The sequence below is a fragment of the Formivibrio sp. oc-25 genome (assembly GCF_055810895.1).
The window spans coordinates 23045-45197 of sequence record NZ_JBVVOL010000013.1 but is presented as its reverse complement, the minus strand read 5'-3'; the positions used below and the strand labels follow the sequence as shown (position 1 = coordinate 45197).

21 protein-coding genes are annotated in these 22153 nt (G+C 59.4%); 19 read left to right on the top strand and 2 right to left on the bottom strand.

The window, feature by feature from the left end; all coding sequences use genetic code 11:
* The first annotated feature begins 11 nt into the window (after positions 1 to 11).
* From AC0KVQ_RS10325 to AC0KVQ_RS10305, 5 genes are all read left to right on the top strand, one after another.
* Positions 12 to 3398, top strand: coding sequence for a hybrid sensor histidine kinase/response regulator (locus tag AC0KVQ_RS10325; RefSeq protein WP_473421079.1), 3387 nt, complete (start codon positions 12 to 14; stop codon positions 3396 to 3398).
* Positions 3395 to 4306, top strand: a complete 912-nt coding sequence (locus tag AC0KVQ_RS10320; protein WP_473421078.1) for a response regulator — start codon at positions 3395 to 3397, stop codon at positions 4304 to 4306. The genes AC0KVQ_RS10325 and AC0KVQ_RS10320 overlap by 4 nt, the downstream gene beginning before the upstream one ends.
* A 93-nt stretch (positions 4307 to 4399) precedes the next feature.
* The gene (locus AC0KVQ_RS10315) at positions 4400 to 5608 is read left to right on the top strand and encodes a metallophosphoesterase (protein ID WP_473421077.1); all 1209 of its coding nucleotides are present in this window, start codon (positions 4400 to 4402) and stop codon (positions 5606 to 5608) included.
* A gap of 98 nt (positions 5609 to 5706) precedes the next feature.
* Positions 5707 to 6018 (top strand): ArsR/SmtB family transcription factor, encoded by a 312-nt coding sequence (locus AC0KVQ_RS10310; protein WP_473421076.1) that lies wholly within the window; start codon positions 5707 to 5709, stop codon positions 6016 to 6018.
* A gap of 29 nt (positions 6019 to 6047) precedes the next feature.
* Positions 6048 to 7127: an alkene reductase gene (locus AC0KVQ_RS10305; RefSeq protein WP_473421075.1), complete on the top strand. Its 1080-nt coding sequence runs from the start codon at positions 6048 to 6050 to the stop codon at positions 7125 to 7127.
* 75 nt (positions 7128 to 7202) lie between these two features.
* Here AC0KVQ_RS10305 and AC0KVQ_RS10300 read toward each other — a convergent pair whose 3' ends face one another.
* Positions 7203 to 8036: a Cof-type HAD-IIB family hydrolase gene (locus tag AC0KVQ_RS10300; RefSeq protein ID WP_473421074.1), complete on the bottom strand. Its 834-nt coding sequence runs from the start codon at positions 8034 to 8036 to the stop codon at positions 7203 to 7205.
* 189 nt (positions 8037 to 8225) lie between these two features.
* Between AC0KVQ_RS10300 and urtA the strand changes: the two genes are divergently transcribed.
* The 13 genes from urtA (at position 8226) to AC0KVQ_RS10235 (ending at position 20088) form a co-directional block, all read left to right on the top strand.
* Positions 8226 to 9506 (top strand): urea ABC transporter substrate-binding protein, encoded by a 1281-nt coding sequence (gene urtA / locus AC0KVQ_RS10295; protein WP_473421073.1) that lies wholly within the window; start codon positions 8226 to 8228, stop codon positions 9504 to 9506.
* A gap of 174 nt (positions 9507 to 9680) precedes the next feature.
* The gene (urtB, locus tag AC0KVQ_RS10290) at positions 9681 to 11270 is read left to right on the top strand and encodes an urea ABC transporter permease subunit UrtB (RefSeq protein ID WP_473421072.1); all 1590 of its coding nucleotides are present in this window, start codon (positions 9681 to 9683) and stop codon (positions 11268 to 11270) included.
* Positions 11271 to 11280: 10 nt separating this feature from the next.
* A complete protein-coding gene (gene urtC / locus AC0KVQ_RS10285; RefSeq protein ID WP_473421071.1) occupies positions 11281 to 12381 on the top strand; it encodes an urea ABC transporter permease subunit UrtC in 1101 nt (366 codons plus the stop codon).
* Positions 12378 to 13202 carry an urea ABC transporter ATP-binding protein UrtD gene (gene urtD / locus AC0KVQ_RS10280; protein ID WP_473421070.1) on the top strand — a complete coding sequence of 275 codons (825 nt, stop codon included), beginning with the start codon at positions 12378 to 12380 and terminating at the stop codon, positions 13200 to 13202. Before urtC ends, urtD begins: the two co-directional genes overlap by 4 nt.
* A gap of 71 nt (positions 13203 to 13273) precedes the next feature.
* The gene (gene urtE / locus AC0KVQ_RS10275; protein WP_473421069.1) at positions 13274 to 13972 is read left to right on the top strand and encodes an urea ABC transporter ATP-binding subunit UrtE; all 699 of its coding nucleotides are present in this window, start codon (positions 13274 to 13276) and stop codon (positions 13970 to 13972) included.
* Positions 13973 to 14128: 156 nt separating this feature from the next.
* Complete coding sequence (locus tag AC0KVQ_RS10270) at positions 14129 to 14977, top strand: urease accessory protein UreD (protein ID WP_473421068.1); 849 nt, start codon at positions 14129 to 14131, stop codon at positions 14975 to 14977.
* A 76-nt stretch (positions 14978 to 15053) separates the two neighbouring features.
* A complete protein-coding gene (gene ureA, locus AC0KVQ_RS10265) occupies positions 15054 to 15356 on the top strand; it encodes an urease subunit gamma (protein ID WP_473421067.1) in 303 nt (100 codons plus the stop codon).
* A gap of 10 nt (positions 15357 to 15366) precedes the next feature.
* Positions 15367 to 15672, top strand: coding sequence for an urease subunit beta (locus AC0KVQ_RS10260; protein ID WP_473421066.1), 306 nt, complete (start codon positions 15367 to 15369; stop codon positions 15670 to 15672).
* Between the two features lie 77 nt (positions 15673 to 15749).
* Complete coding sequence (gene ureC / locus AC0KVQ_RS10255) at positions 15750 to 17453, top strand: urease subunit alpha (protein WP_473421065.1); 1704 nt, start codon at positions 15750 to 15752, stop codon at positions 17451 to 17453.
* A gap of 61 nt (positions 17454 to 17514) precedes the next feature.
* Positions 17515 to 18006, top strand: a complete 492-nt coding sequence (ureE, locus tag AC0KVQ_RS10250) for an urease accessory protein UreE (protein WP_473421064.1) — start codon at positions 17515 to 17517, stop codon at positions 18004 to 18006.
* Positions 18007 to 18014: 8 nt separating this feature from the next.
* Complete coding sequence (locus AC0KVQ_RS10245; protein ID WP_473421063.1) at positions 18015 to 18668, top strand: urease accessory protein UreF; 654 nt, start codon at positions 18015 to 18017, stop codon at positions 18666 to 18668.
* Positions 18669 to 18881: 213 nt separating this feature from the next.
* Complete coding sequence (gene ureG, locus AC0KVQ_RS10240; protein WP_473421062.1) at positions 18882 to 19496, top strand: urease accessory protein UreG; 615 nt, start codon at positions 18882 to 18884, stop codon at positions 19494 to 19496.
* Positions 19497 to 19509: 13 nt separating this feature from the next.
* Complete coding sequence (locus AC0KVQ_RS10235; protein ID WP_473421061.1) at positions 19510 to 20088, top strand: HupE/UreJ family protein; 579 nt, start codon at positions 19510 to 19512, stop codon at positions 20086 to 20088.
* A gap of 299 nt (positions 20089 to 20387) precedes the next feature.
* On the opposite strand, the gene AC0KVQ_RS10230 is transcribed toward AC0KVQ_RS10235, so the two are convergent.
* Entirely contained in the window at positions 20388 to 21299 is a 912-nt protein-coding gene (locus AC0KVQ_RS10230; RefSeq protein WP_473421060.1) for a recombination-associated protein RdgC, read from the bottom strand.
* A 164-nt stretch (positions 21300 to 21463) separates the two neighbouring features.
* On the opposite strand from AC0KVQ_RS10230, the gene AC0KVQ_RS10225 reads away from it, so the two are divergent.
* Entirely contained in the window at positions 21464 to 21901 is a 438-nt protein-coding gene (locus AC0KVQ_RS10225) for an Hsp20/alpha crystallin family protein (protein WP_473421059.1), read from the top strand.
* The last annotated feature ends 252 nt before the right edge of the window (positions 21902 to 22153 follow it).

Here is a 22153-nt window from a genome sequence, read left to right as displayed (position 1 = left end):
GAGGCTCTGCCTTGAACGCTGCACCGAACCGGCCCCAGCAGCGCATCATCAAGGTGCGCCGGGATTACAATAGCTGGGTGGCGCGCGAAACGCTGGAAGATTTCGCGCTGCGCTACACGCCAGGTGCATTCCGCAAGTGGTCTATCTGGCAGGTGGCCAATACTGCAGTGGGTGGTGCGGCTTCGTTTCTGGTGCTGGAGGCCGTGGGTGCCACGATGATGGTGCAGGCCGGTTTCCTGAATGCTTTCTGGGCGATTCTGGCTTCCAGCCTGGTGATCTTTCTGGCCGGCTGGCCGATCAGCATCTATGCCGCGCGTTTTGGCGTGGACATGGATCTGCTCACGCGCGGCGCGGGTTTTGGCTACATCGGCTCGACCATTTCCTCGCTGGTTTACGCCTCGTTTACCTTCATTTTCTTTGCGCTCGAAGCGGCGGTCATGGCCTATGCACTGGAGCTCGGGTTGGGCATTGCACCTGCCTGGGGCTATCTGGTGTGTGCGCTGGTGATCCTGCCGCTGGTGATGCATGGCATTACCGCGATCAGCCGCCTGCAGGCCCGGACCCAGCCGGTCTGGTTGTTGTTGCTGGTGCTGCCTTATCTGTACGTGTTCCAAAAGGATGGACATGCACTCGCCGGCATCTGGCAATACGGCGGCAGCCAGAATGCCACTGGCTTTGATTTGTCGCTGTTCGGCACGGCATTTACGGTGGGTATTGCCCTGATTACCCAGATGGGGGAACAGGCTGATTACCTGCGTTTCATGCCGCGTCGTGATGATAGCAACCGGCGTAGCTGGCGCTGGGCGACCTTGCTCGGCGGGGTAGGGTGGCTGGTACCTGGCGTGGCCAAGATGCTGGGTGGTGCGCTGCTGGCCTGGCTCGCAATCCGCGCGGCCGTGCCGCTGGAGCGGGCGGTAGACCCGAACCAGATGTATCTGATCGGTTTCTCGCTGGTGTTTCCGTGGGCCGGCTGGGCGGTGGCGATCACGGTGCTGTTCGTGATCCTGTCGCAGATCAAGATCAATGTGACCAACGCCTATGCCGGATCGCTGGCGTGGTCCAACTTCTTTTCGCGCCTGACGCACAGCCATCCTGGCCGGGTGGTCTGGGTGGTATTCAATACGCTGATCGCGCTGATGCTGATGGAACTCGAAGTTTTCCAGGCATTGGGGCAGGTACTGGGCCTGTACGCCAACGTGGCGATTTCCTGGATCATGGCTGTGGTGGCCGATCTGGTGATCAACAAGCCGCTCAAGCTCTCTCCGCCCGGCATCGAATTCAAGCGCAGCCACCTCTACGACATCAACCCGGTCGGGGTGGGCACCATGGCGCTAGCCTCCATCCTATCGGTGTGCGCGCATGTGGGATTATTCGGTGCCACGCTCAAGCCGTTCGCGCCCTTCCTGGCCATCGTCACAGCGCTGCTGACTGCGCCGACACTGGCCTGGCTGACAAGCGGGCGTTATTACCTGGCACGCAAATCCGCGCCGTTCGATGGCCACCTGCATCACTGCGTGGTGTGCGAGCGCGAGTACGAAGCCGAGGATATGGCGCATTGCCCGGCGTATCAGGGGCCGATCTGTTCGCTGTGCTGCACGCTCGATGCGCGCTGTGATGATCTGTGCAAGCCGCATGCCCGCCTTGCCGTGCAGTGGGCCAGCCTGCTGGAGCGCCTGTTGCCACGCAGTGTTCTGCCATTCCTCTCGCGCGGGCTGGGGCATTATTTGTTGCTGATGACCGGCATTGTTTCCTTCCTGATGCTGGTACTGGGCCTGCTTTATTACCTCGAACTCAACGGCGAGCTTGCCCCGTCGCCGCATCTGGCCGATACCTTCCTGCGCATTTTCGCTGCACTGTTGCTGGTCAGCAGCGTGGTGGCATGGTGGATGGTGCTGACCCACAAGAGCCGGCAGGTGGCGCAGGAAGAATCCAACCGGCAGACCCAGTTGCTGCTGCAGGAAATCGAATCGCACCAGCGCACCGATGAGCAGTTGCAGAAGGCCCGCCAGACTGCCGAGCAGGCCAATCACGCCAAGAGCCGCTACATCACGGCGATCAGCCACGAATTGCGCACGCCGCTCAATTCCATCCTCGGGTATGCGCAGATTCTGGATGGCGATCCTGCCATCCCACCCTCGCGCCAGCAGGCCATTCAAGTAATCCGCCGCAGCGGTGATCATCTGCTTTCCGTGATCGAAGGCACGATCGACATCGCCCGGATCGAAAGCGGCAAGCTCACGCTCGATATCAGGCCGCTCGATTTCGCCGGATTCATCGAGCAGATTGTCGCCATGTTCGAGCTGCAGGCACGCGGCAAGGGGCTCGATTTCATCTACGAGGCACCCACCGAGCTGCCTGCCGTGGTGCGTGCTGATGAAAAACGCCTGCGCCAGATCCTGATCAACCTGTTGGGCAATGCCGTGAAATACACGGCCAGCGGCAGCGTCACCTTCAAGCTGGCCTATCTGCGCGAGATGGCCACCTTCGAAGTCTGCGATACCGGGCCCGGTATTCCCGAAGATGAGGTGGGGCGGATTTTCGAGCCGTTCGAGCGTGGCAGTGCGGTGCGGGGCGGTACTACCGGCACCGGCCTGGGGTTGACCATCGGCAAGATGCTTACCGACCTGATGGGGGGCGAGATGCGCGTGACCAGCGAACCCGGCAAGGGCAGCCTGTTCACGGTGCGCCTGTACCTGCCACAGGTACACGGTGCGCAGGCGGAAGCTGCGTTGCCGCGTTCCACTCGCATTGGTTATGTCGGCACACGCCGGCGCATTCTGGTGGTGGATAACGAACGCGTCGATCGCGAAATGCTGCGCAGCGTGCTGGCCCCGCTCGGGTTCCAGGTGGAAGAGGCGGCATCCGGCATCGAATGCCTGGCGCTGTTGCCGCATTTCCGGCCGCATCTGGTGTTCATGGATCTGGCCATGCCCGGTATCGATGGCTGGGAAACCATTCGCCGGATTCGTGAGCAAGGGCTGAGCGACGCCAAAATCGCCATCATCTCGGCCAATGCCTTTGAGAAAGGGCAGGAAAACGATGTCGGAATCGCTGCCGAAGATTTCATTCTCAAACCGCTGAAGGTGGAAGAGCTGCTCGAATGGATAGGCCGCAAACTCTCGCTGGAGTGGGTCAGCGCGCCGGCCCCGCTATTGCAGGTCAAACCGCTTGCCGCACCGGTCGTGCAGTGGGTCAGCCCGTCCGAGGATGAATTGCAGGCGCTGAATTCGGCGCTGGAGCTGGGCTATGTGCGTGGCGTGCGCCAAGCGCTTGACCGGATTGAGCAAGGGGATGCTCGGTATGCCGAATTCGTGCGGCTGGCGCGCGAACAGGTCGGCAAGTTTCAGTTCGATGTGCTGCGCGAAATCATTCGCAAGGGCTTGAAGGGAGAAGCATGAACACGCGCCAATCCGGCATTGTCCTGGCCGTGGACGATGTACCGGACAATCTTTCGCTGCTTTACGATGCGCTCGACGAAGTGGGTTACACCGTGCTGGTGGCCACCGATGGCGAAGCGGCGCTGCACCGGGCGCGCCTCAGCCTGCCCGACGTGATCCTGCTCGATGCCATGATGCCGGGCATGGATGGTTTTGAGGTGGCGCGGCGGCTCAAGGCCGATTTTGCTACGCAGGCTATCCCCATCGTCTTCATGACCGGGCTGACCGAGACGGAACACGTGGTGGCCGCCTTTGCCGCCGGCGGTGCGGATTACGTGACCAAGCCGATCAAACCGCAGGAAATCCTGGCGCGCATCGCCGCGCACATGCACAACGCCCGGCAGATGAAGCAGGCGCGCAGCGCACTCGATGCTTTCGGGCAGGCCACGGTAGCGATTGCCGCTGCCAACGGCCGGCTGACCTGGCAGACCCCGCTGGCGCGGCAGTTACTCAACGACCATTTCGGTCCGCATGGAGAATTCGCACCGCAAAGCCTGCTCGACTGGACCCGCCACGCCGATGTTGCCCGCCGCGAAAATCGCGAAATACCGGCGCTCTTGAATGTGCTGGAAGGCAGACGCCTGCTGGCGAGTTTCCATGACCAGACCGGCGACGAGGAATGGCTGGTGGTGCTGCGCGAAGAGAACGACGCCGCCTCGATCGAAACACTGCTGACGGCATTCCCGCTTACCCGGCGCGAGGCGGAAGTGCTGTATTGGCTGAGCCTGGGCAAGACCAACCGCGATATCGCCGAGATCCTGGAAATGAGCCCGCGTACCGTGAACAAGCACCTGGAACACATCTTCGAAAAGTTGGGTGTGGAAACACGCACGACAGCGGCATCGCTGGCGCTGGAGCGAATTCGCTAGAACATGTTCTTGGCAGACTTGGATTCCAGGCGTTGGATCGCATATTCCCTCCATGCCTGTGGCACGCTGCCACGCCCATCGCAAGGATGCCTCATGCCTGTACCGGAAGATTCCCCGCAACGCCCTGCCCAGTCGGCCGGTCATTCTCCGGCCCGGCTGATCCGTTTTGCCGTGATCGTCAGCGTTTCGCTGATCGTGCTGCATGCCTATATCGGCTGGCAACTCTTGCCTGATCTGCCACTGAACCAGGCAGGGTGGGGCGCGGGTATCGCACTGCTGGTAGTTCTGGCCGGGCTGATTCCGCTGGGCGTGCTTTCGCACTTTTTCATTGCCCGCCAGACGCTGGCGGATCGGCTGACCTGGGCGGGATCGCTCGCCATGGGGCTGTTCTCCTCCTTGTTTGTGCTGACTTTCCTGCGCCAGATCGTGCTGGGGTTGCTGTCCCTGATTCCGATGGTTGACCCGAACGCTACCGTACTGGAAATCTCGGCTATTGCCGTACTCGGGTTGGCACTGATTGTTACGCTGGCCGGCTTCGTCAACGCCCGGCGCTTGCCGCGTGTGGTGGAGGTGGATGTGCCAATTGCCGGGTTGCCGCCCGCACTGGCCGGATTCACGATTGTGCAGCTCAGCGATATCCATGTCGGTGCCACGATCAAGCGCAATTACGTGCAGGCTGTCGTCGATCGCGTGAATGGCCTGAATGCCGATGTGGTGGCGATCACGGGTGATCTGGTCGATGGCAGCGTGCCCCAGCTGGCGGACGATATCCAGCCGCTGGCAACACTCTTGGCCCGGCATGGCGTTTTTGTTGTGACGGGGAACCATGAGTACTATTCGGGCGCATCGGCCTGGGTTGAGCAATTCGGGCGCATTGGCTTGCGCTGCCTGATGAATGAGCACGTAGTGCTGGCTCACAACGATGCGGTGCTGGTATTGGCGGGCGTCACCGATTACAGCGCTCATCAGTTCGATCCGGCCCAGCGCAGCGATCCGCAACTTGCTCTTGTCGGTGCCCCGGCAGGGGTGCCGCGCGTGCTATTGGCGCATCAACCGCGTTCTGCCGCAGCCGCATCGGCAGCCGGATTCGATCTGCAGCTTTCTGGCCATACCCACGGTGGCCAGTTCTGGCCTTGGAATCTGTTTGTGCCGCTGCAACAACCCTATACTGCCGGTCTGCACCGGCTTGATCGCCTCTGGATCTACATCAGTCGTGGCACCGGTTACTGGGGGCCGCCCAAGCGCTTTGGCGCACCTTCCGAGATTACCCGTATCCGGCTGGTTGCGGGTGGTGCAGCGTAGTTAGCGCAATTTTTCCCCTTTGCTGGACTTGTATTTCGTTTTTTATCGATTTAATATTTCGTTAAATTGCGAAATAAATTTCTATTGGAGTCGAATCAATGGCTACGCCGGTTCCTGATACGGACGAGATCATGAAAGCGCTTGCGAGCCCGGCGCGGCGCGAAATCCTGGCCTGGCTGAAAGACCCGGCGCAGCAGTTTCCGCAGCAGATGCACTCGTTCGAGCTGGGCGTGTGTGCCGGCAAGATTTACGAAAAAGCCGGATTGTCGCAATCCACCGTCTCGGCGCACCTGGCTTGCCTGCAGCGCGCCGGACTGGTGACGACACGCAAGGTCGGGCAATGGATTTTCTATTCGCGCAACGAAGCTGTGATCGCCGCATTCCTGCAGCAGATGCAGCAAGAACTTTGATCCACCCATCCCTTCATGGAGAACACAAGATGAGTACCCTGTTTGATCCGATCCAGGTTGGCGATCTGAACTGGCCCAACCGTATCGTGATGGCTCCGCTTACGCGCTGCCGTGCCAGTGCCGGGCGCGTACCCAACGCGCTGATGGCCGAATACTACGCCCAGCGTGCCAGTGCCGGCCTGATCTTGAGCGAAGCGACTTCCATCATGCCGATGGGCGTGGGCTATCCCGATACGCCGGGCATCTGGACTGACGAGCAGGTGGAAGGCTGGAAGGGTGTAACGCGGGCCGTGCATGCGGCGGGCGGGCGCATCTTCATGCAGTTGTGGCATGTGGGCCGGGTTTCGCATCCGGATCATCTGGGCGGCGAATTGCCGGTGGCCCCCAGCGCCATTGCCCCGCAAGGGCACGTGAATCTGCTGCGCCCGATGCGCAACTTCGTGGTGCCACGTGCGCTGGAAACCGAAGAGATTCCGGCTATTATCGAGGCCTATCGCAAAGGTGCGGAAAATGCCAAGCGTGCCGGCTTCGATGGCGTGGAGCTGCATGGTGCCAACGGTTATCTGCTCGATCAGTTCCTGCAGGACAGCACCAACCAGCGCACCGATCGCTACGGCGGCAGCCTGGAAAACCGTGCCCGCCTGCTGCTGGAAGCGACTGACGCTGCCATCAGCGTATGGGGGCCGGGCCGCGTGGGTGTGCATATCGCGCCGCGCTGCGATTCCCACACCATGGGCGATAGCAACCCGCTGGCTACCTTCAGCTATGTGGCACGCGAACTGGGCAAGCGCAAGATCGCCTTCCTGTTTGCCCGTGAATCGCAGGATGCGCCGCGCCTGGGGCCGACGCTGAAAGCCGAATTCGGCGGCGTGTACATCGCCAATCAGGGATTGACCCGCGCCAGTACCGAGCAACTGCTGGCCGCCGGCGAAGCCGATGCTGTTTCGTTTGGCAAGGATTTCATCGCCAATCCGGATCTGCCGCTGCGACTGCTGCGCAATGCACCATTGAATCCGCAGCGTCCGGAAAGTTTTTATGGCTATGGCATGAGCAACCCGCAGGAAGGCTATATCGATTACCCGTTTCTGCAAGAGAGCGTGACTGCCTGATTCGCTGCTTCTTCGTTCGTAAAAAAACCGGATTTCGCATGGTGTGGAATCCGGTTTTTTGTTTGTGGGTCGGGTTTAACGATCAATACCCAGCACGGACTTGATCGTGCGTACCACACCATTGTCAGTATTGCCCGGCGCCAGGTAATTGGCGCGCTCTTTCAGGCGAGGATGGGCGTTGGCCATGGCAAACGAATAGGTGGCGTGATCCATCATTTCCAGATCGTTGAGGAAATCACCAAACACCATGGTCTGGTCGGGGGTGATCTGCAGGGCATCCTGGATATGGCGGATGCCGATACCCTTGTTGGCTTGCGGCGCCATGATGTCGAGCCAGTTCTGTCCGGATATGACGACCTGCAGTGTATCCCGATACGGCGCGAACGCCGGTGCGGCATTGCGTTCCGACGATTCAAAATCGAAGACTGCCACTTTCAGGAACTCGTCCTCAATCGTGAGCAGGTCGTCGACGATTTCGAGTCGCAGGTAGTAAGGCTGGGTTTGCGCCAGGAAGGCGGCATCGCTGCGCTCGATATAGGCCGAGCGTTTGCCGCACAGCACCACACCGATATTGGCACCACCCGCATTGATGGTGCGCGATACGCGGATCATCTCGCGAGCCGAGGCGGGGGCCAGACAATCCGAACTCAGCTCCTTGCCGTGCTGCACCACGTAGCTGCCGTTTTCAGCAATGAAAACCATCTTGTCGGCAATCGGGCGGAACTGATCCAGCAAGGTGTAGTACTGCCGTCCGCTGGCCGGGCAAAACAAGATGCCGCGCGCATGCAGTTCATCGACCAGGGGCCAGAAATCGTCGTGGATGGCATGGTCGTTATCGAGCAGGGTGCCATCCATATCACAGGCAATCAGTCGGATATCGGGTACATGGTCAAGACGGATGGGAGGCATGATCGATCCGGAGGGTGATTCAAGTCGAAATTGTAATCCGCCCTCACTCGCGCTGTAACGGGAAATCCTTGCGACCGTATGTCTGCGTACCCACTACGTCATCTGACGTATTCCGGGAAACCCCGTAGCTCCTTAATCTGGCTCCCGTAGTCATCAAGAACTACTTCGCCATCTACAAGGAGCCTGAGCATGTCAACCCGTCGCAATTTTCTGAAAGTCGGCGTGATCGCCGCCTCGCTGGCCCTGGCCGGTATCGGTTCTTCCGCCTTCGCGGCCGATACCATCAAGGTCGGTATCCTGCATTCGCTGTCCGGCACCATGGCCATTTCCGAGACTTCGCTGAAAGACATGGCGCTGTTTGCCATTGATGAAATCAACGCCAAGGGCGGTGTGCTGGGCAAGAAGCTCGAACCGGTAGTGGTCGACCCGGCCTCCAACTGGCCGCTGTTTGCCGAAAAGGCCCGCCAGTTGCTCACGCAAGACAAGGTAGCCGCCACCTTCGGCTGCTGGACTTCCGTTTCGCGCAAGTCGGTCTTGCCGGTGTTCGAGGAATTGAACGGCCTCTTGTTCTACCCGGTGCAGTATGAAGGCGAAGAGCTCTCCCCCAACGTGTTCTACACCGGCGCCGCACCAAACCAGCAAGCGATTCCAGCCGTGGAATACCTGATGAGCAAGGATGGCGGTTCGGCCAAACGCTTCGTGCTGCTCGGTACAGATTACGTTTACCCGCGTACCACCAACAAGATCCTGCGCGCCTTCCTGAAATCCAAGGGCGTGGCCGATGCCGACATCATGGAAGACTACACCCCGTTCGGCCACAGCGATTACCAGACCATCATTGCCAAGATCAAGAAGTTCTCTTCCGAAGGCAAGAAGACCGCGGTGATCTCGACCATCAACGGCGATTCCAACGTGCCGTTCTACAAGGAACTGGGCAATGCCGGCCTGAAGGCGACCGATGTGCCAGTGGTGGCGTTCTCGGTTGGTGAAGAAGAACTCAAGGGTATCGACACCAAGCCGTTGCTCGGCCATCTGGCAGCGTGGAACTACTTCCAGTCGGTGAAGAATCCGGTCAACACCGAGTGGGTGAAGAAATGGAAAGCCTACGCCGTGGCCAAGAAGCTGCCGGGCGCGGACAAGATGGTGACCAATGATCCGATGGAAGCGACTTACGTCGGCATCCACATGTGGGCGCAGGCTGTGGCCAAGGCCAAGACCACGGACGTGGACAAGGTACGCCAGGCCATGTACGGCCAGACCTTCAAGGCTCCGAGCGGCTTTACGCTCAAGATGGACGAAAAGAACCATCACCTGCACAAGCCGGTGATGATCGGTGAAGTGCAGCCGAACGGCCAGTTCTCGGTGGTGTGGCAGACCAAGGCGCCGGTGCGTGCCAATCCGTGGAGCCCGTTCATTGCAGGTAATGACAAGAAGGCGGATACGCCAGTCAAGATGGCTGCTGCCAAGTAAATAGCGTTCCTCTCTCCCAGCCTCTCTCCCGATGCGGGAGAGAGGTGTCTCGCCCTTCCGACTGCATGTGGTACCCCCTCTCCTGCTTGCGGGAGAGGGTTGGGGAGAGGGCCCTCGACAAGAATGCAAATATTTTCCGCAGAGGTTTCAGCGGGCTTTGACTGGAGATGCAACATGCCGATTCGCATGCTGCTGATAAAAATACTGGCGCTTGCAGGTCTGTTGCTGCCGCTGACAGCGCAGGCCGGGCCGGCCAGCGAGCTGCTGGCTGCCGACAACGGTACGCGCGCCGAGCTGATCGAACAGTGGGCCGCCACGCCCACGCCTGAATTGCTGACGCTGTTGCAGGCACTGCAGGATGGCAATCTGCTGAGCGATGAGGCCGGCAGCAAAGCATTCATGCAAACGGACAAAGGCATCGTGGATGCCGAAACCGGCCAAACAGTGAGTGTTGATGCCGATAGTTTGCAGCCGGTCATGGTCAACAATCGGGTGCGCGCGGCACTGGATGTTGCGCTGGCTTCGACCAAAATTGCCGATCCGGATCTGGCGGTGCGCAAGCAGGCTGCAGAAGCGCTGCTGGATGGCGCAAATCCCGCGCTGCTGCCCATGGTGGAAAAGCAGCTGACGGTGGAGAGCAACAGTGAAATGAAAGGGCTGCTGTCCCGTCTGGCTGCCCGCATGCAACTGGCTCACCCCGATGCCAATGTGCGACTGAAGGCGGTAAACGCGCTGGCCGCCAGCAGCGATCCTTCGGTGAAATCGCGCATTGAGCCGCTGATCCAGGCTGGCAACGAACCCAGTGCTGCCGTGCGCGCTGCTGCTGCCAAGGCGCTGCAATCGATCGAGCATCGCTTGATGTGGCAAGGCTTTGCCGGCCATGCGTTCAGTGGCTTGTCGCTCGGTTCCATCCTGCTGCTGGCCGCGCTGGGTCTGGCGATCACCTATGGCCTGCTCGGCGTGATCAATATGGCGCATGGCGAGCTCTTGATGATTGGCGCGTATGCCACGTTTGCCGTGCAAGGCGTGTTCCGCGCTCATCTGCCGGGTTTGCTCGATTGGTACTTGCTGGCTGCTTTGCCGGTGGCATTCATGGTGTCCGGGCTGGTCGGCATCGTGCTGGAACGCATAGTGATTCGCCACTTGTATGGCCGCCCGCTGGAAACCCTGCTCGCCACTTGGGGGATCAGCCTGTTCCTGATCCAGGCGATTCGGGTGCTGTTCGGCGCGCAGAACGTGGAAGTCGCCAATCCGTCGTGGATGTCGGGCGGCTGGGAAGTGACTTCTGCTCTGACCTTGCCGTTCAACCGCATGATCATCATTGCCTTTGCCGCTGCCGTACTGGTGTTGACCTGGCTCTTGCTCAACAAGACCCGTCTGGGGCTGTTTGTGCGTGCCGTGACGCAAAACCGGCGCATGGCCGATTGCGTGGGCGTACCGACCGGCAAGGTCGACATGCTGGCCTTCGGACTCGGTTCCGGCATCGCCGGGCTGGCGGGCGTGGCACTGACGCAAGTCGGCAATGTCGGGCCGGATCTCGGCCAGAGCTACATCATCGACAGCTTCATGGTGGTGGTGCTGGGCGGGGTAGGGCAGCTGGCGGGTTCCGTGATTGCGGCGCTGGGGCTGGGGGTGGTCAGCAAGGTGCTTGAGCCGTCGATCGGCGCGGTGCTGGGCAAGATCGCCATCCTGGTTTTCATCATTCTCTTTATCCAGAAACGACCGATGGGCCTGTTTGCGCTCAAGGGTCGCTCGGTCGAGTGAGGCACGCATCATGACAACGCCCATTTCTTTTCAACTCTGGCAAGGGCTGCCGGGCTGGCTGCGTGCGCTGCTGCTGATCCTGATGACGCTGGTACTGATCGGCATGCCGATCGGGCACGCCTTCTTCCCGGCAGGGCATGCGCTGCATGTATCCGCATTCACCCTGTCGCTGGTGGGCAAGATCATGTGCTACATGATCGCTGCGCTGGCACTCGATCTGGTCTGGGGCGTGGGTGGCATGCTCAGTCTTGGGCACGGACTGTTTTTCGCGCTCGGGGGTTATGCCATGGGCATGTACCTGATGCGTGCCATCGGCCGCGAGGGCAACTACCAGAGCGATCTGCCGGATTTCATGGTGTTCCTCGACTGGAAGGAGCTGCCCTGGTACTGGGTGGGTTCCGAGCATTTCCTCTGGGCCATGTTCCTGGTGGTGGCGGTGCCGGGCTTGCTGGCGCTGGTGTTCGGTTACTTTGCCTTCAAGAGCCGCATCAAGGGCGTGTATTTCTCGATCATCACCCAAGCGCTGACTTATGCGGCGATGCTGCTGTTCTTCCGCAACGAAACCGGCTTCGGCGGCAATAACGGGTTTACGGACTTCAAGCGCATCCTGGGCTTTCAGATTGCCGCGCCCGCCACCCGTGCGGTGCTGTTCCTGCTGACTGGCGCTCTGCTGGTGGCTTGCCTGTGGTTCGCGATCAAGCTGGTGCGTTCCAAATACGGCCGGGTGCTGACGGCGATCCGCGATGCCGAATCGCGTGTGATGTTCTGCGGCTACAACCCGTTCGGCTTCAAGCTGTTTGTCTGGGTGGTCTCGGCCATGATCTGTGGGCTGGCCGGCGCGCTGTACGTGCCGCAGGTCGGCATCATCAACCCCGGCGAGATGAGCGCAGCCAACTCGATCGAAATGGCGATCTGGGTCGCAGTCGGTGGGCGTGGCACGCTGGTGGGACCGCTGATCGGCGCGGCCATTGTCAACGGCGCCAAGAGCTGGTTCACCGTGGCGTTTGCCGAGTACTGGCTGTTCTTCCTGGGCGCACTCTTCATCGGCGTGACGCTCTTCCTGCCCAACGGCGTATTGGGCCTGATTGCCAAACTGCGGGGGATCAAATGAACGCAGACATTCATCAATTCGACGGCGGCCCGTCGGGCGATTCGGGTGGCGCACGCGTACTGCAGCCCGGACTGGATGCCAGCCATGGCCAGATGCTGTATCTGGAAGACATCACGGTTTCCTTCGATGGCTTCAGGGCGCTCAACAAGCTGACGCTCTATATCGAGGTTGGCGAGTTGCGCTGCATCATCGGCCCCAATGGCGCAGGCAAGACCACGATGATGGACGTGATTACCGGCAAGACCCGACCTGACAGCGGCATGGCTTACTTTGGCCAGACGCTGGATCTGACCAGGCTCACCGAGCCGCAGATCGCTCAAGTCGGCATCGGGCGCAAGTTCCAGAAACCGACCGTGTTCGAGGCCATGAGCGTCTACGACAACCTTGAGCTGGCGATGAAGACGCAGAAGTCGGTCTGGGCCAGCCTGAAGGCGAAACTCTCCGGCGAAGAGCGCGACCGCATCGACGCCACGCTGCAGCGCATCCGCCTGAAAAGCGAATACCAGCGCCCGGCCGGATTGCTGTCCCACGGGCAGAAGCAGTGGCTGGAAATCGGCATGCTGTTGATGCAGGAACCGCAACTGCTGTTGCTTGATGAACCGGTGGCCGGCATGACAGATGCCGAAACCGACGCCACGGCCGAACTGTTCCTGGAGCTTGCCAACAACCACACGCTGATGGTGGTCGAGCACGACATGGGTTTCGTCGGCAAGATCGCCGACAAGGTGACCGTGTTGCACGAGGGCAGTGTGCTGGCGGAAGGATCGCTGGATGAGGTGCAGGGCAATGAGCGGGTCATCGAAGTTTACTTGGGGAGGTAGGGAGTAGGGAGTGGTAAGTGGGGAAAGCATTTTCGACTCCCCATTCCCCATTCCTCACTCCCCGATCAAATATGTTGAATGTGAGCAATCTGAATCAATACTACGGCGGCAGCCATATCCTGCGTGATGTTTCGCTGGAGGTGCCTGTCGGTGAAGTCACGTGCCTGCTGGGACGCAACGGCGTGGGCAAATCCACCTTGCTCAAATGCCTGATGGGGGTGATCCCGGCCAAGAGTGGCGAAATGTTGTGGCAGGGCAAATCGATCATGAAGATGAGCCCGCACGAGCGCGTGGCGGTCGGTATCGCTTATGTGCCGCAAGGACGCGAGATTTTCGGGCGGCTCACGGTGGAAGAGAACCTGTTGATGGGCATGGCGCGTCTGCCGGGGCGGGAGGCGAAAAAAGTGCCGGAAGAAATCTACGCGATGTTTCCGGTGCTCAAGGAAATGAAGCATCGCCGTGGCGGTGATCTGTCCGGTGGCCAGCAACAGCAGTTGGCCATCGGCCGCGCGCTGGTCAGTCGCCCCCAACTTCTGATTCTGGACGAACCCACCGAGGGCATACAGCCATCGATCATCAAGCTGATCGGGCAGGTGATCCGGCAGCTGGCCGAGCGCGGGGATATGGCGATCCTGCTGGTCGAGCAGTACTACGATTTTGCGGCGGAACTGGCGGACCGTTATCTGGTGATGGAGCGTGGCGAGGTGATCCGTCGCGGGGCTGGCGCGGAACTTGCTCTACCGGAAGTAAAGGCCCTCGTGGCTATCTAACTTAAGACGCTTGCCTTGCCAGCTTGACCGCAGGACGGGTTTTAACCCGTCAAACTGCTGCATGGTATGGCCAGTGTATGACGGACTGAAGTCCGTCCTACGGTTGAATCGGAGTCCGGTTAAAAATGGCTTTAAGAAAATCGGTGCGGATTTGATATGGATCGCGCACCAGATTGCATCGTGAACGGCTTCGATAACTGGCAAGCCTGCCTGTCGCTGGGTTATGCATGTTCCGATGTTGGCACTATTCCGGTGCGGCGCATGCACCACGGCCCTTTAAGGGTGCAAAAGCATCTCTATCCGGAAGGGCCCGAGGTTTGCCTGCACATCATCGTGCATCCACCCGGCGGCATCGCCGGTGGCGATGAATTGCAGATCGACCTCGATCTGGCCGCGGGCGCCCATACCCTGATCACCAGTCCGGGTGCGGCCAAGTGGTATCGCAGCTTTGGCCGCACGGCCCGGCAGACGCTGCAGGCACAACTGGCAAGCGGTGCCGTGCTGGAATGGCTGCCGCAGGAAACCATGCTGTTCAACGGGGCCGATGTCACGATCCACAACGGGTTTGATCTGGCTGACGATGCGCGTTTGCTGGCAGTCGATGTGGTCTGCCTGGGCAGGCGTGCCTCGGATGAACGCTTCACTGAAGGGCTCTGGCGCCAGAAAACTGAAATCCGTCGTGAAGGCAAACTGCTCTGGCATGAGCAGACAGTACTCGCTGGCGGCTCCCCGCTGCTCGACTCGGCCGTGGGCATGGCTGGTGAGCCGGTCACCGGCAGCCTGATCTGGGCGGGGCCGCCCCTGCCGCAGGAAATCACCGATGCCTGTCGCGCGTTGCGCGTTGAAGGCCGTCTGGCGGTGACGCAATTGCCGGATGTCTGGGTGGCGCGCTATCTGGGGCCTGGTTCGGAAGCCGCGCAGACTGCCTTGCGCCAGGTCTGGGCGCTGGTGCGTCCGGCGGCTTTGGGTCGTGAAGCAGTCGCGCCCAGGATTTGGGCAACGTAAAAAACGGGGAGTGGGGAGTCGGGAGTGGAAAAACCACCATTCGCGCCTCGTTCCTTACCCCATATAGGAGAAAACGATGGAATTAACTCCACGCGAAAAAGACAAGTTGCTGCTGTTTACCGCAGGCCTGGTAGCCGAGCGGCGCCTGGCACGTGGCCTGAAGCTGAATTATCCGGAAGCAGTGGCCTATATCAGCGCGGCGATTCTGGAAGGCGCGCGCGATGGCCGCACCGTGGCCGAACTGATGAGCTTTGGCACCACGCTGTTGACCCGGGCACAAGTCATGGAAGGCGTGCCGGAGATGATCCCGGAGATTCAGGTCGAGGCCACTTTTCCTGATGGCACCAAGCTGGTGACCGTGCACCAACCGATTGTGTGAGGAACTGACGATGATTCCGGGCGAAATGCAGGTTGCCGAGGGCGAGATCGAAATCAATGCCGGCAGGCAGACCATCACGCTGGTGGTGGCCAATGTGGGGGACCGGCCGATCCAGGTCGGCTCGCACTATCACTTTTTTGAGACCAACGAATTCCTGAAATTTGAACGCGAAGCTGCCCGTGGATTCCGGCTCAATATCCCGGCCGGCACCGCCGTGCGTTTCGAGCCGGGACAGACGCGCACCGTGGAGCTCGTCTCTCTGGCGGGTGAGCGGGCGGTGTACGGATTTCAGGGCAAAGTAATGGGGACGTTGTGAGGTGTGAAGAGTGAGGGGTGAGGAGTCAAACCCCACCTCACACCTGACACCTCACTCCTCACATGGGAGAAACAAGAATGGCAACAATGTCCCGCAAGGCTTATGCCGAGATGTTCGGCCCGACGGTGGGCGACAAGGTGCGGCTCGCGGATACCGATCTGTGGATCGAGGTGGAACGCGATTACACGATCTACGGCGAAGAAGTGAAGTTCGGCGGCGGCAAGGTGATCCGCGACGGTATGGGCCAGAGCCAGCGCATGGCGGCCGACGTGGCCGATACCGTGATCACCAATGCGGTGATCCTGGATCACTGGGGCATCGTCAAGGCCGATATCGGTCTCAAGGGTGGGCGCATCGCCGCGATTGGCAAGGCGGGCAATCCGGATATCCAGCCCGGTGTGGACATCATCATCGGGCCGGGTACCGAGATCATCGCAGGCGAGGGCTGCATTCTCACTGCCGGCGGCATCGATACCCACATCCATTTCATCTGCCCGCAGCAGATCGAAGAAGCCTTGATGAGCGGTGTGACTACTATGATCGGTGGTGGCACCGGGCCGGCAACGGGAACGTATGCCACGACCTGCACGCCGGGGCCGTGGCATATGGAGCAGATGCTCAAAGCCGCCGAAGCATTCCCGATGAATCTCGGCTTTACCGGCAAGGGCAATGCCAGCCTGCCGGGGCCGCTGATCGAGCAGGTCGCCGCTGGTGCGATTGGCCTGAAATTGCATGAGGACTGGGGAACGACGCCGGCCGCAATCGACAATTGCCTGAGTGTGGCAGACCGCTACGACGTGCAGGTGGCGATCCATACCGACACGCTGAACGAATCCGGCTTCGTCGAGGCGACGCTTGCCGCATTCAAGGGCCGTACCATCCATACCTACCACACCGAAGGTGCAGGTGGTGGCCATGCGCCGGACATCATCCGTGCCTGCGGCGAGCTGAACGTGCTGCCTAGCTCGACCAACCCGACCCGGCCGTATACGGTGAACACCATCGACGAGCATCTGGACATGCTGATGGTCTGCCATCACCTTGATCCGAGCATTGCCGAGGATGTGGCGTTCGCCGAGAGCCGCATCCGCCGCGAGACGATTGCCGCAGAAGACATCCTGCACGATCTGGGTGCGTTCTCGATGCTGTCATCCGACTCGCAGGCCATGGGTCGTGTCGGCGAAGTGATCATCCGTACCTGGCAGACCGCTGACAAGATGAAGCAGCAGCGCGGCGCACTGGCCGAGGATGCGCCCGGCAACGACAACTTTCGCGCCAAACGCTATATCGCCAAGTACACGATCAACCCGGCCATTACCCACGGCATTGCGCATGAAGTCGGCTCGATCGAGGTGGGAAAGTTTGCCGATCTGGTGCTGTGGAAACCGGCTTTCTTCGGCGTGAAGCCGAGCCTGATTATCAAGGGCGGCGCCATTGCTGCGGCTGCCATGGGCGATGCCAATGCCAGTATCCCGACCCCGCAGCCGGTGCATTACCGGCCGATGTTCGCGAGCTTTGGCAAAGGTGTACAGGCGACCTCACTGACTTTTGTTTCCGAAATCGCCCAACAGGCTGGTGTGGCTGAACGCCTTGGGCTGCAAAAGCGCACGGTAGCAGTGCAGGGCTGCCGCACAGTGAAAAAGACCGATCTGATCCACAACGGCTGGCTGCCCAAGATCGAGGTGGATGCGCAGACCTACCAAGTCCGTGCCAATGGCGAGCTGCTGTATTGCGAACCTGCCAGGGTGTTGCCGATGGCGCAGCGCTATTTTCTGTTTTAAAAGCAGGGAGTGGGGAGTTGTTTCTACTCGCCACTCGCTACTCCCCACTCACAGGTTAAAAATGCTTGTCCTAACGAAACGTACTGAAGCAACTCAAACACAGCTGGAGTTGCCGCTAGCATATGAATACCGCCAAAAGGCACGTTTTCGCACCCGTCTGGCGGATGGCACTGATGCCGGCTGGTTTCTGGAGCACGATGGTCGGCCCTTGCGTGGTGGTGAATGTCTGCTGGCTGAAGATGGCCGGGTCGTGAAGATTGTGGCCAAGCCGGAAGATGTCTTGCATGTCACCGCCGATACGCCGGAGCAATTGATGCGCGCTGCCTATCACCTCGGCAATCGCCATGTGCAATTGCAGGTGGGCAATGGTTGGCTGCGGCTGCTTGATGATTACGTGCTGGCCGACATGCTGGCGCAGATGGGTGTGAAAGCAGTAAAGGTCATCGCGCCATTCGAACCGGAGGCGGGTGCCTACGGCGGTGGGCATCATCACAGCCACGGCGATGCCGAATTTCGCAGCAAGCCCAAAATCCATATCTTTGGGGCGCGCTGAACATGGAGATGGCAGCCTTTCAATTGCTGCGTCTGGCCAGTCCGGCTTTACCAATTGGTGCATATAGCTACTCGCAGGGCATGGAATCCGCCATCGAGCATGGCATTGCCCATGATTCAGCATCGGCCAAAATCTGGATTGCCGATCAGTTGCATGGACCGGTTGGACGGTGGGAAGCCCCCTTGCTGTGGCATTCCCTGCTGGCTGCCGAGGCTGGAAACTGGGCTCGGCTGGAGGAACTCAACCAGCGCTGGCTGGCCAGCCGTGAAACGAAAGAATTGCGTGCCGAAACCGAGCAGACCGGCTATTCCCTGATCCAGTTGCTCAAGGCGCTCGATGCCGGTGAGTTGCCGCTGGCTGGCCCGGTTGGCCTGCTGGCAGCTTGGGCATTGGCCGCCAGGCACTGGGAAATATACCCGCAGGCAGCCTTGCAGGCTTATCTGTGGAGCTGGCTGGAAAACCAGATCATGGTGTTGATGAAGGCCTTGCCCATGGGGCAGGTGGCCGGGCAGAAACTGCTTGGAGAATTGCTGCCGGCGCTGGAAAACACTGCCGAGCTGGCACAAAACCTGCCCGAAGATGTCATGTCCGGCTTCGCTCCGGCCCTGGCATGGCTGTCGGCGCAGCATGAAACGCAATACAGCCGCTTGTTCCGTTCCTGAGCGGCCTCGGCCACTATTTTAAATCTGGCCAAGTGATGTTTGAATTTTTGCTGTTCCCAAGGGGGCTTCCTTCGGGCGTCATACCGGCGTAGGCCGGTATCCAGCAGCGAAGCCGCTTAAAGCTACTGGACCCGGGCCTGCGCCCGGGTGACGAGTTCAAAAAAGCAGACGAATCTATAGGTTTGTAGTACCCAGACAAGATTGGAGACAAACATGCAGAAACCCCCTCTACGCGTAGGTATCGGCGGACCGGTTGGTTCCGGCAAGACCGCACTCACGCTGGCGCTGTGCAAGGCGATGCGCGAAAAATACAACGTGGCTGCCGTGACCAATGATATTTATACCCAGGAAGATGCCCAGTTTCTGGTGCGCAACGAAGCCTTGAGCCCGGATCGCATCATTGGTGTGGAAACTGGCGGCTGCCCGCATACCGCGATCCGCGAGGATGCCTCGATCAACCTCGAAGCCATCGCCCGGCTTAATGCACGCTTCCCGGGGCTGGATGTGATCTTTGTGGAAAGTGGTGGCGACAATCTGGCTGCCACCTTCAGCCCGGAATTATCCGATCTGACGCTTTATGTGATTGATACTTCCGCCGGAGACAAGATCCCGCGCAAAGGCGGCCCGGGCATCATGAAGTCCGATCTGCTAATCATTAATAAAATCGATGTCGCGCCACTGGTGGGGGCCTCGCTCGAAGTGATGGAGCGCGATGCCAAGAAAATGCGCGGCGAACGACCTTTCCTGTTTTCGAACATGAAGACAGGCTACAGCCTCGATCACATCATCGAATTCATTGAAACCCAGGGCATGCTCAAGACTGCCTGACAGGAGACTCACCATGAAACAGGTTCATAAATTCCTCCCATTTCTGGCTTTGCTGGCCAGCCCCTTGGTCTTGGCGCATCCCGGCCACGGCGAAAGTGGTCTGGTTTCCGGGCTGCTGCATCCGGTGTTGGGCCTGGATCACCTGCTGGCCATGCTGGCAGTGGGCTTGTGGGCGATCCAGAGTGGCGAGCGTCGCTGGTGGGCCTTGCCGGCTGCTTTTGTTGCCATGATGCTGGCCGGTTCCGGTATGGCGATGGCCGGCTTTTATGTGCCCGCTTGGGTTGAAGGCGGAATCGCACTTTCGCTCGTGCTGTTCGGTTTGCTGCTGGGCGCTGCTGCGCGCTTGCCGCTGTCCGTGGGTATTGCCCTGATCGGCGGCATGGCGCTGTTGCATGGTCTGGCGCATGGCAGCGAGTGGCCGGAGGGCACGCTTGCTGCGAGCTATATGGCGGGTTTTGCTGTGTCGAATATCGTGCTGCATGCGGCTGGTGCCGGCATGGCCGTTCTGGCGTTGCGGTCGAGCCGCATGGCCTGGCTGGTTCGTGGTGCAGGCCTTGGTATTGCAGGCTTTGGCATGCTGATTTTTGCCTGATGTACTTCCACTCGTCCCGACTGCCTGTAGGGTAAATGCAACAAGCCTGTAACAGGGATGTGCATGGCGCTTGCCGGATTCAATCGGCATGCGCATAATCCGCTGCAACTGATGTAGTGCATCGGACAGGACAACAAGGATTCGTTCGGGTCGAGGACGAGGGGAAGAGGACAGGCGAGGTAAAACAAGCCTGAATCCAGATACATAACAAGCCCTGCAGCGGGCAAATAATAAAAAAGCGATTACATGGCGGTGAATATTTTTCGGAAAAACCGGAAAGTCTTCACCGCCAATTTCATTTATGCGCCAGCGCTTTCTCCACCCAGCGCACTGATCAACAGATCGAACAGGCTGCGCAATTCGCCGATCAACAGGGCATAGCTGGTATCGAACATGGCAGCAGCATCGGCGGCATCGGCATTTTCGAGTGCTTCGTTGATCTGGTCGAGCATGGTCAGGCGCTTGATTTCCATTTTCTCGGTCAGCTGGAAAGCAATCCGATCCTCCCAGGCCAGCCCCAGACGGCTGACCAGCTTGCCAGCCTGCAGGTGATGGCGAACCTCATCGGTATCCAGTGCCTGGCGGGTAAAGCGGGCGACTGCCCCCCCGTCGCCGGGAAAACGCAGCTCGCAATCTGCATCCAGACTGAAAGGCTCGGGCGTGCCTTCCTGCAGCCAGATCGTCATCGCCATTTGTGGCGAGGTCTGCGTGTCGACCAGGCGGGTCGGTAGCGTGCCGATGGTGTCGCGCAGGAAGGACAACAACAGTTCGGCCTTGCTGGCCGAACCGCTTTCCACCCAGACCCAACCATTGGCCAGATCGATCAAGGCGCGCTGGGTACGGCTTTTCACAAAGGCGCGTGGCAGCAGTTCTTCTGCAATGCGCTCGCGTATTTCCCGGATTTCCCTGCGTCCGACGCGGCGCCCTTCATCGGCTTCGATCTTGCGCACGCGCTGATCGGCCTGTTCGCGGATCACGGCTGCTGGCAGCAGTTTTTCCTCGGTTTTCAGACAGACCAGCACTGCGTCCTGCAGGCTGGGTGCATACAGATCGGGCATGTGGGAGGCCGGTGGAATCCAGCCTTGCGACATCAGATCCTGACTGCCGCAGGGAACAAAAGGTTTTTTCTCCAAGGCCTGGGAAATGATCTCGGCCGTCAGACCGTGGTCTGTGGCGAGGCGGTAGGGCAATAAGTTACGAAACCAAAGCATGGAGTTTTTTCCTGTAAAGCGCGGAGCGCAATTGTAGCCGTAGCCGTCGATCTATGGGCTCTGCTGCGCATCGGGAATTTTGATGAAAGTCATTGGAAAAATGAGCGTGGTGGCTAGATTGGTGGTGTGGGTATATTTGTTCACTACATGAGCAGGAGGTAATCATGGCCAATATCATTCGGCGCAATCTGGATAATTTGCTGGATGACCCGTTTCGCGGGGTTGATGATCTGTTCAGAGGATTCTTTGTTCGTCCCGTCGAGTATCAGCGTGGATCGCGCATGAGTGTTGACGTGCGTGAAGATGACAAGGCGTATACGGTGCATGCCGATCTGCCGGGCGTAAAGAAAGAAGATATCGATGTGCAGATAGAAGGAAACATGGTGCATATTTCCGCACAAAGCCGGCAGGAACGCGAGGAGAAAGATGGCGAAAAAGTGATCCGTTCCGAGCGCTATTTTGGAAAAATATCGCGTAGTTTTACGCTTGCAAACGAAGTGGATGAAACGGCTGCAAGCGCCAAGTTCGATAACGGCGTGCTGGAATTGACGCTGCCGAAAAAGGAAGCGCCGGTACAAGGCAAAAAATTGCAGATCGAGTAAGGATGGTGTGGTCTCATCAAGGATTGATCATGCGTTTCCAATCGTTAAAATTAAAAAGGCGCCACAGTTAAGCTGTTGGCGCTTTTTTTATGCGGTATTTCATTTTTATGCTGTGCTTTCCCGGCTTTTTTCACTACAGTTTTGCCTGTAAGAATTGGAGCCATTTGATTGGCGTGATTATAAAAATCAATGTAGTTTGTAAGAACCCGTTCAAAGTCTGTCGCGAGAGGCGCTCGGCAGGGTGAAGGGCAG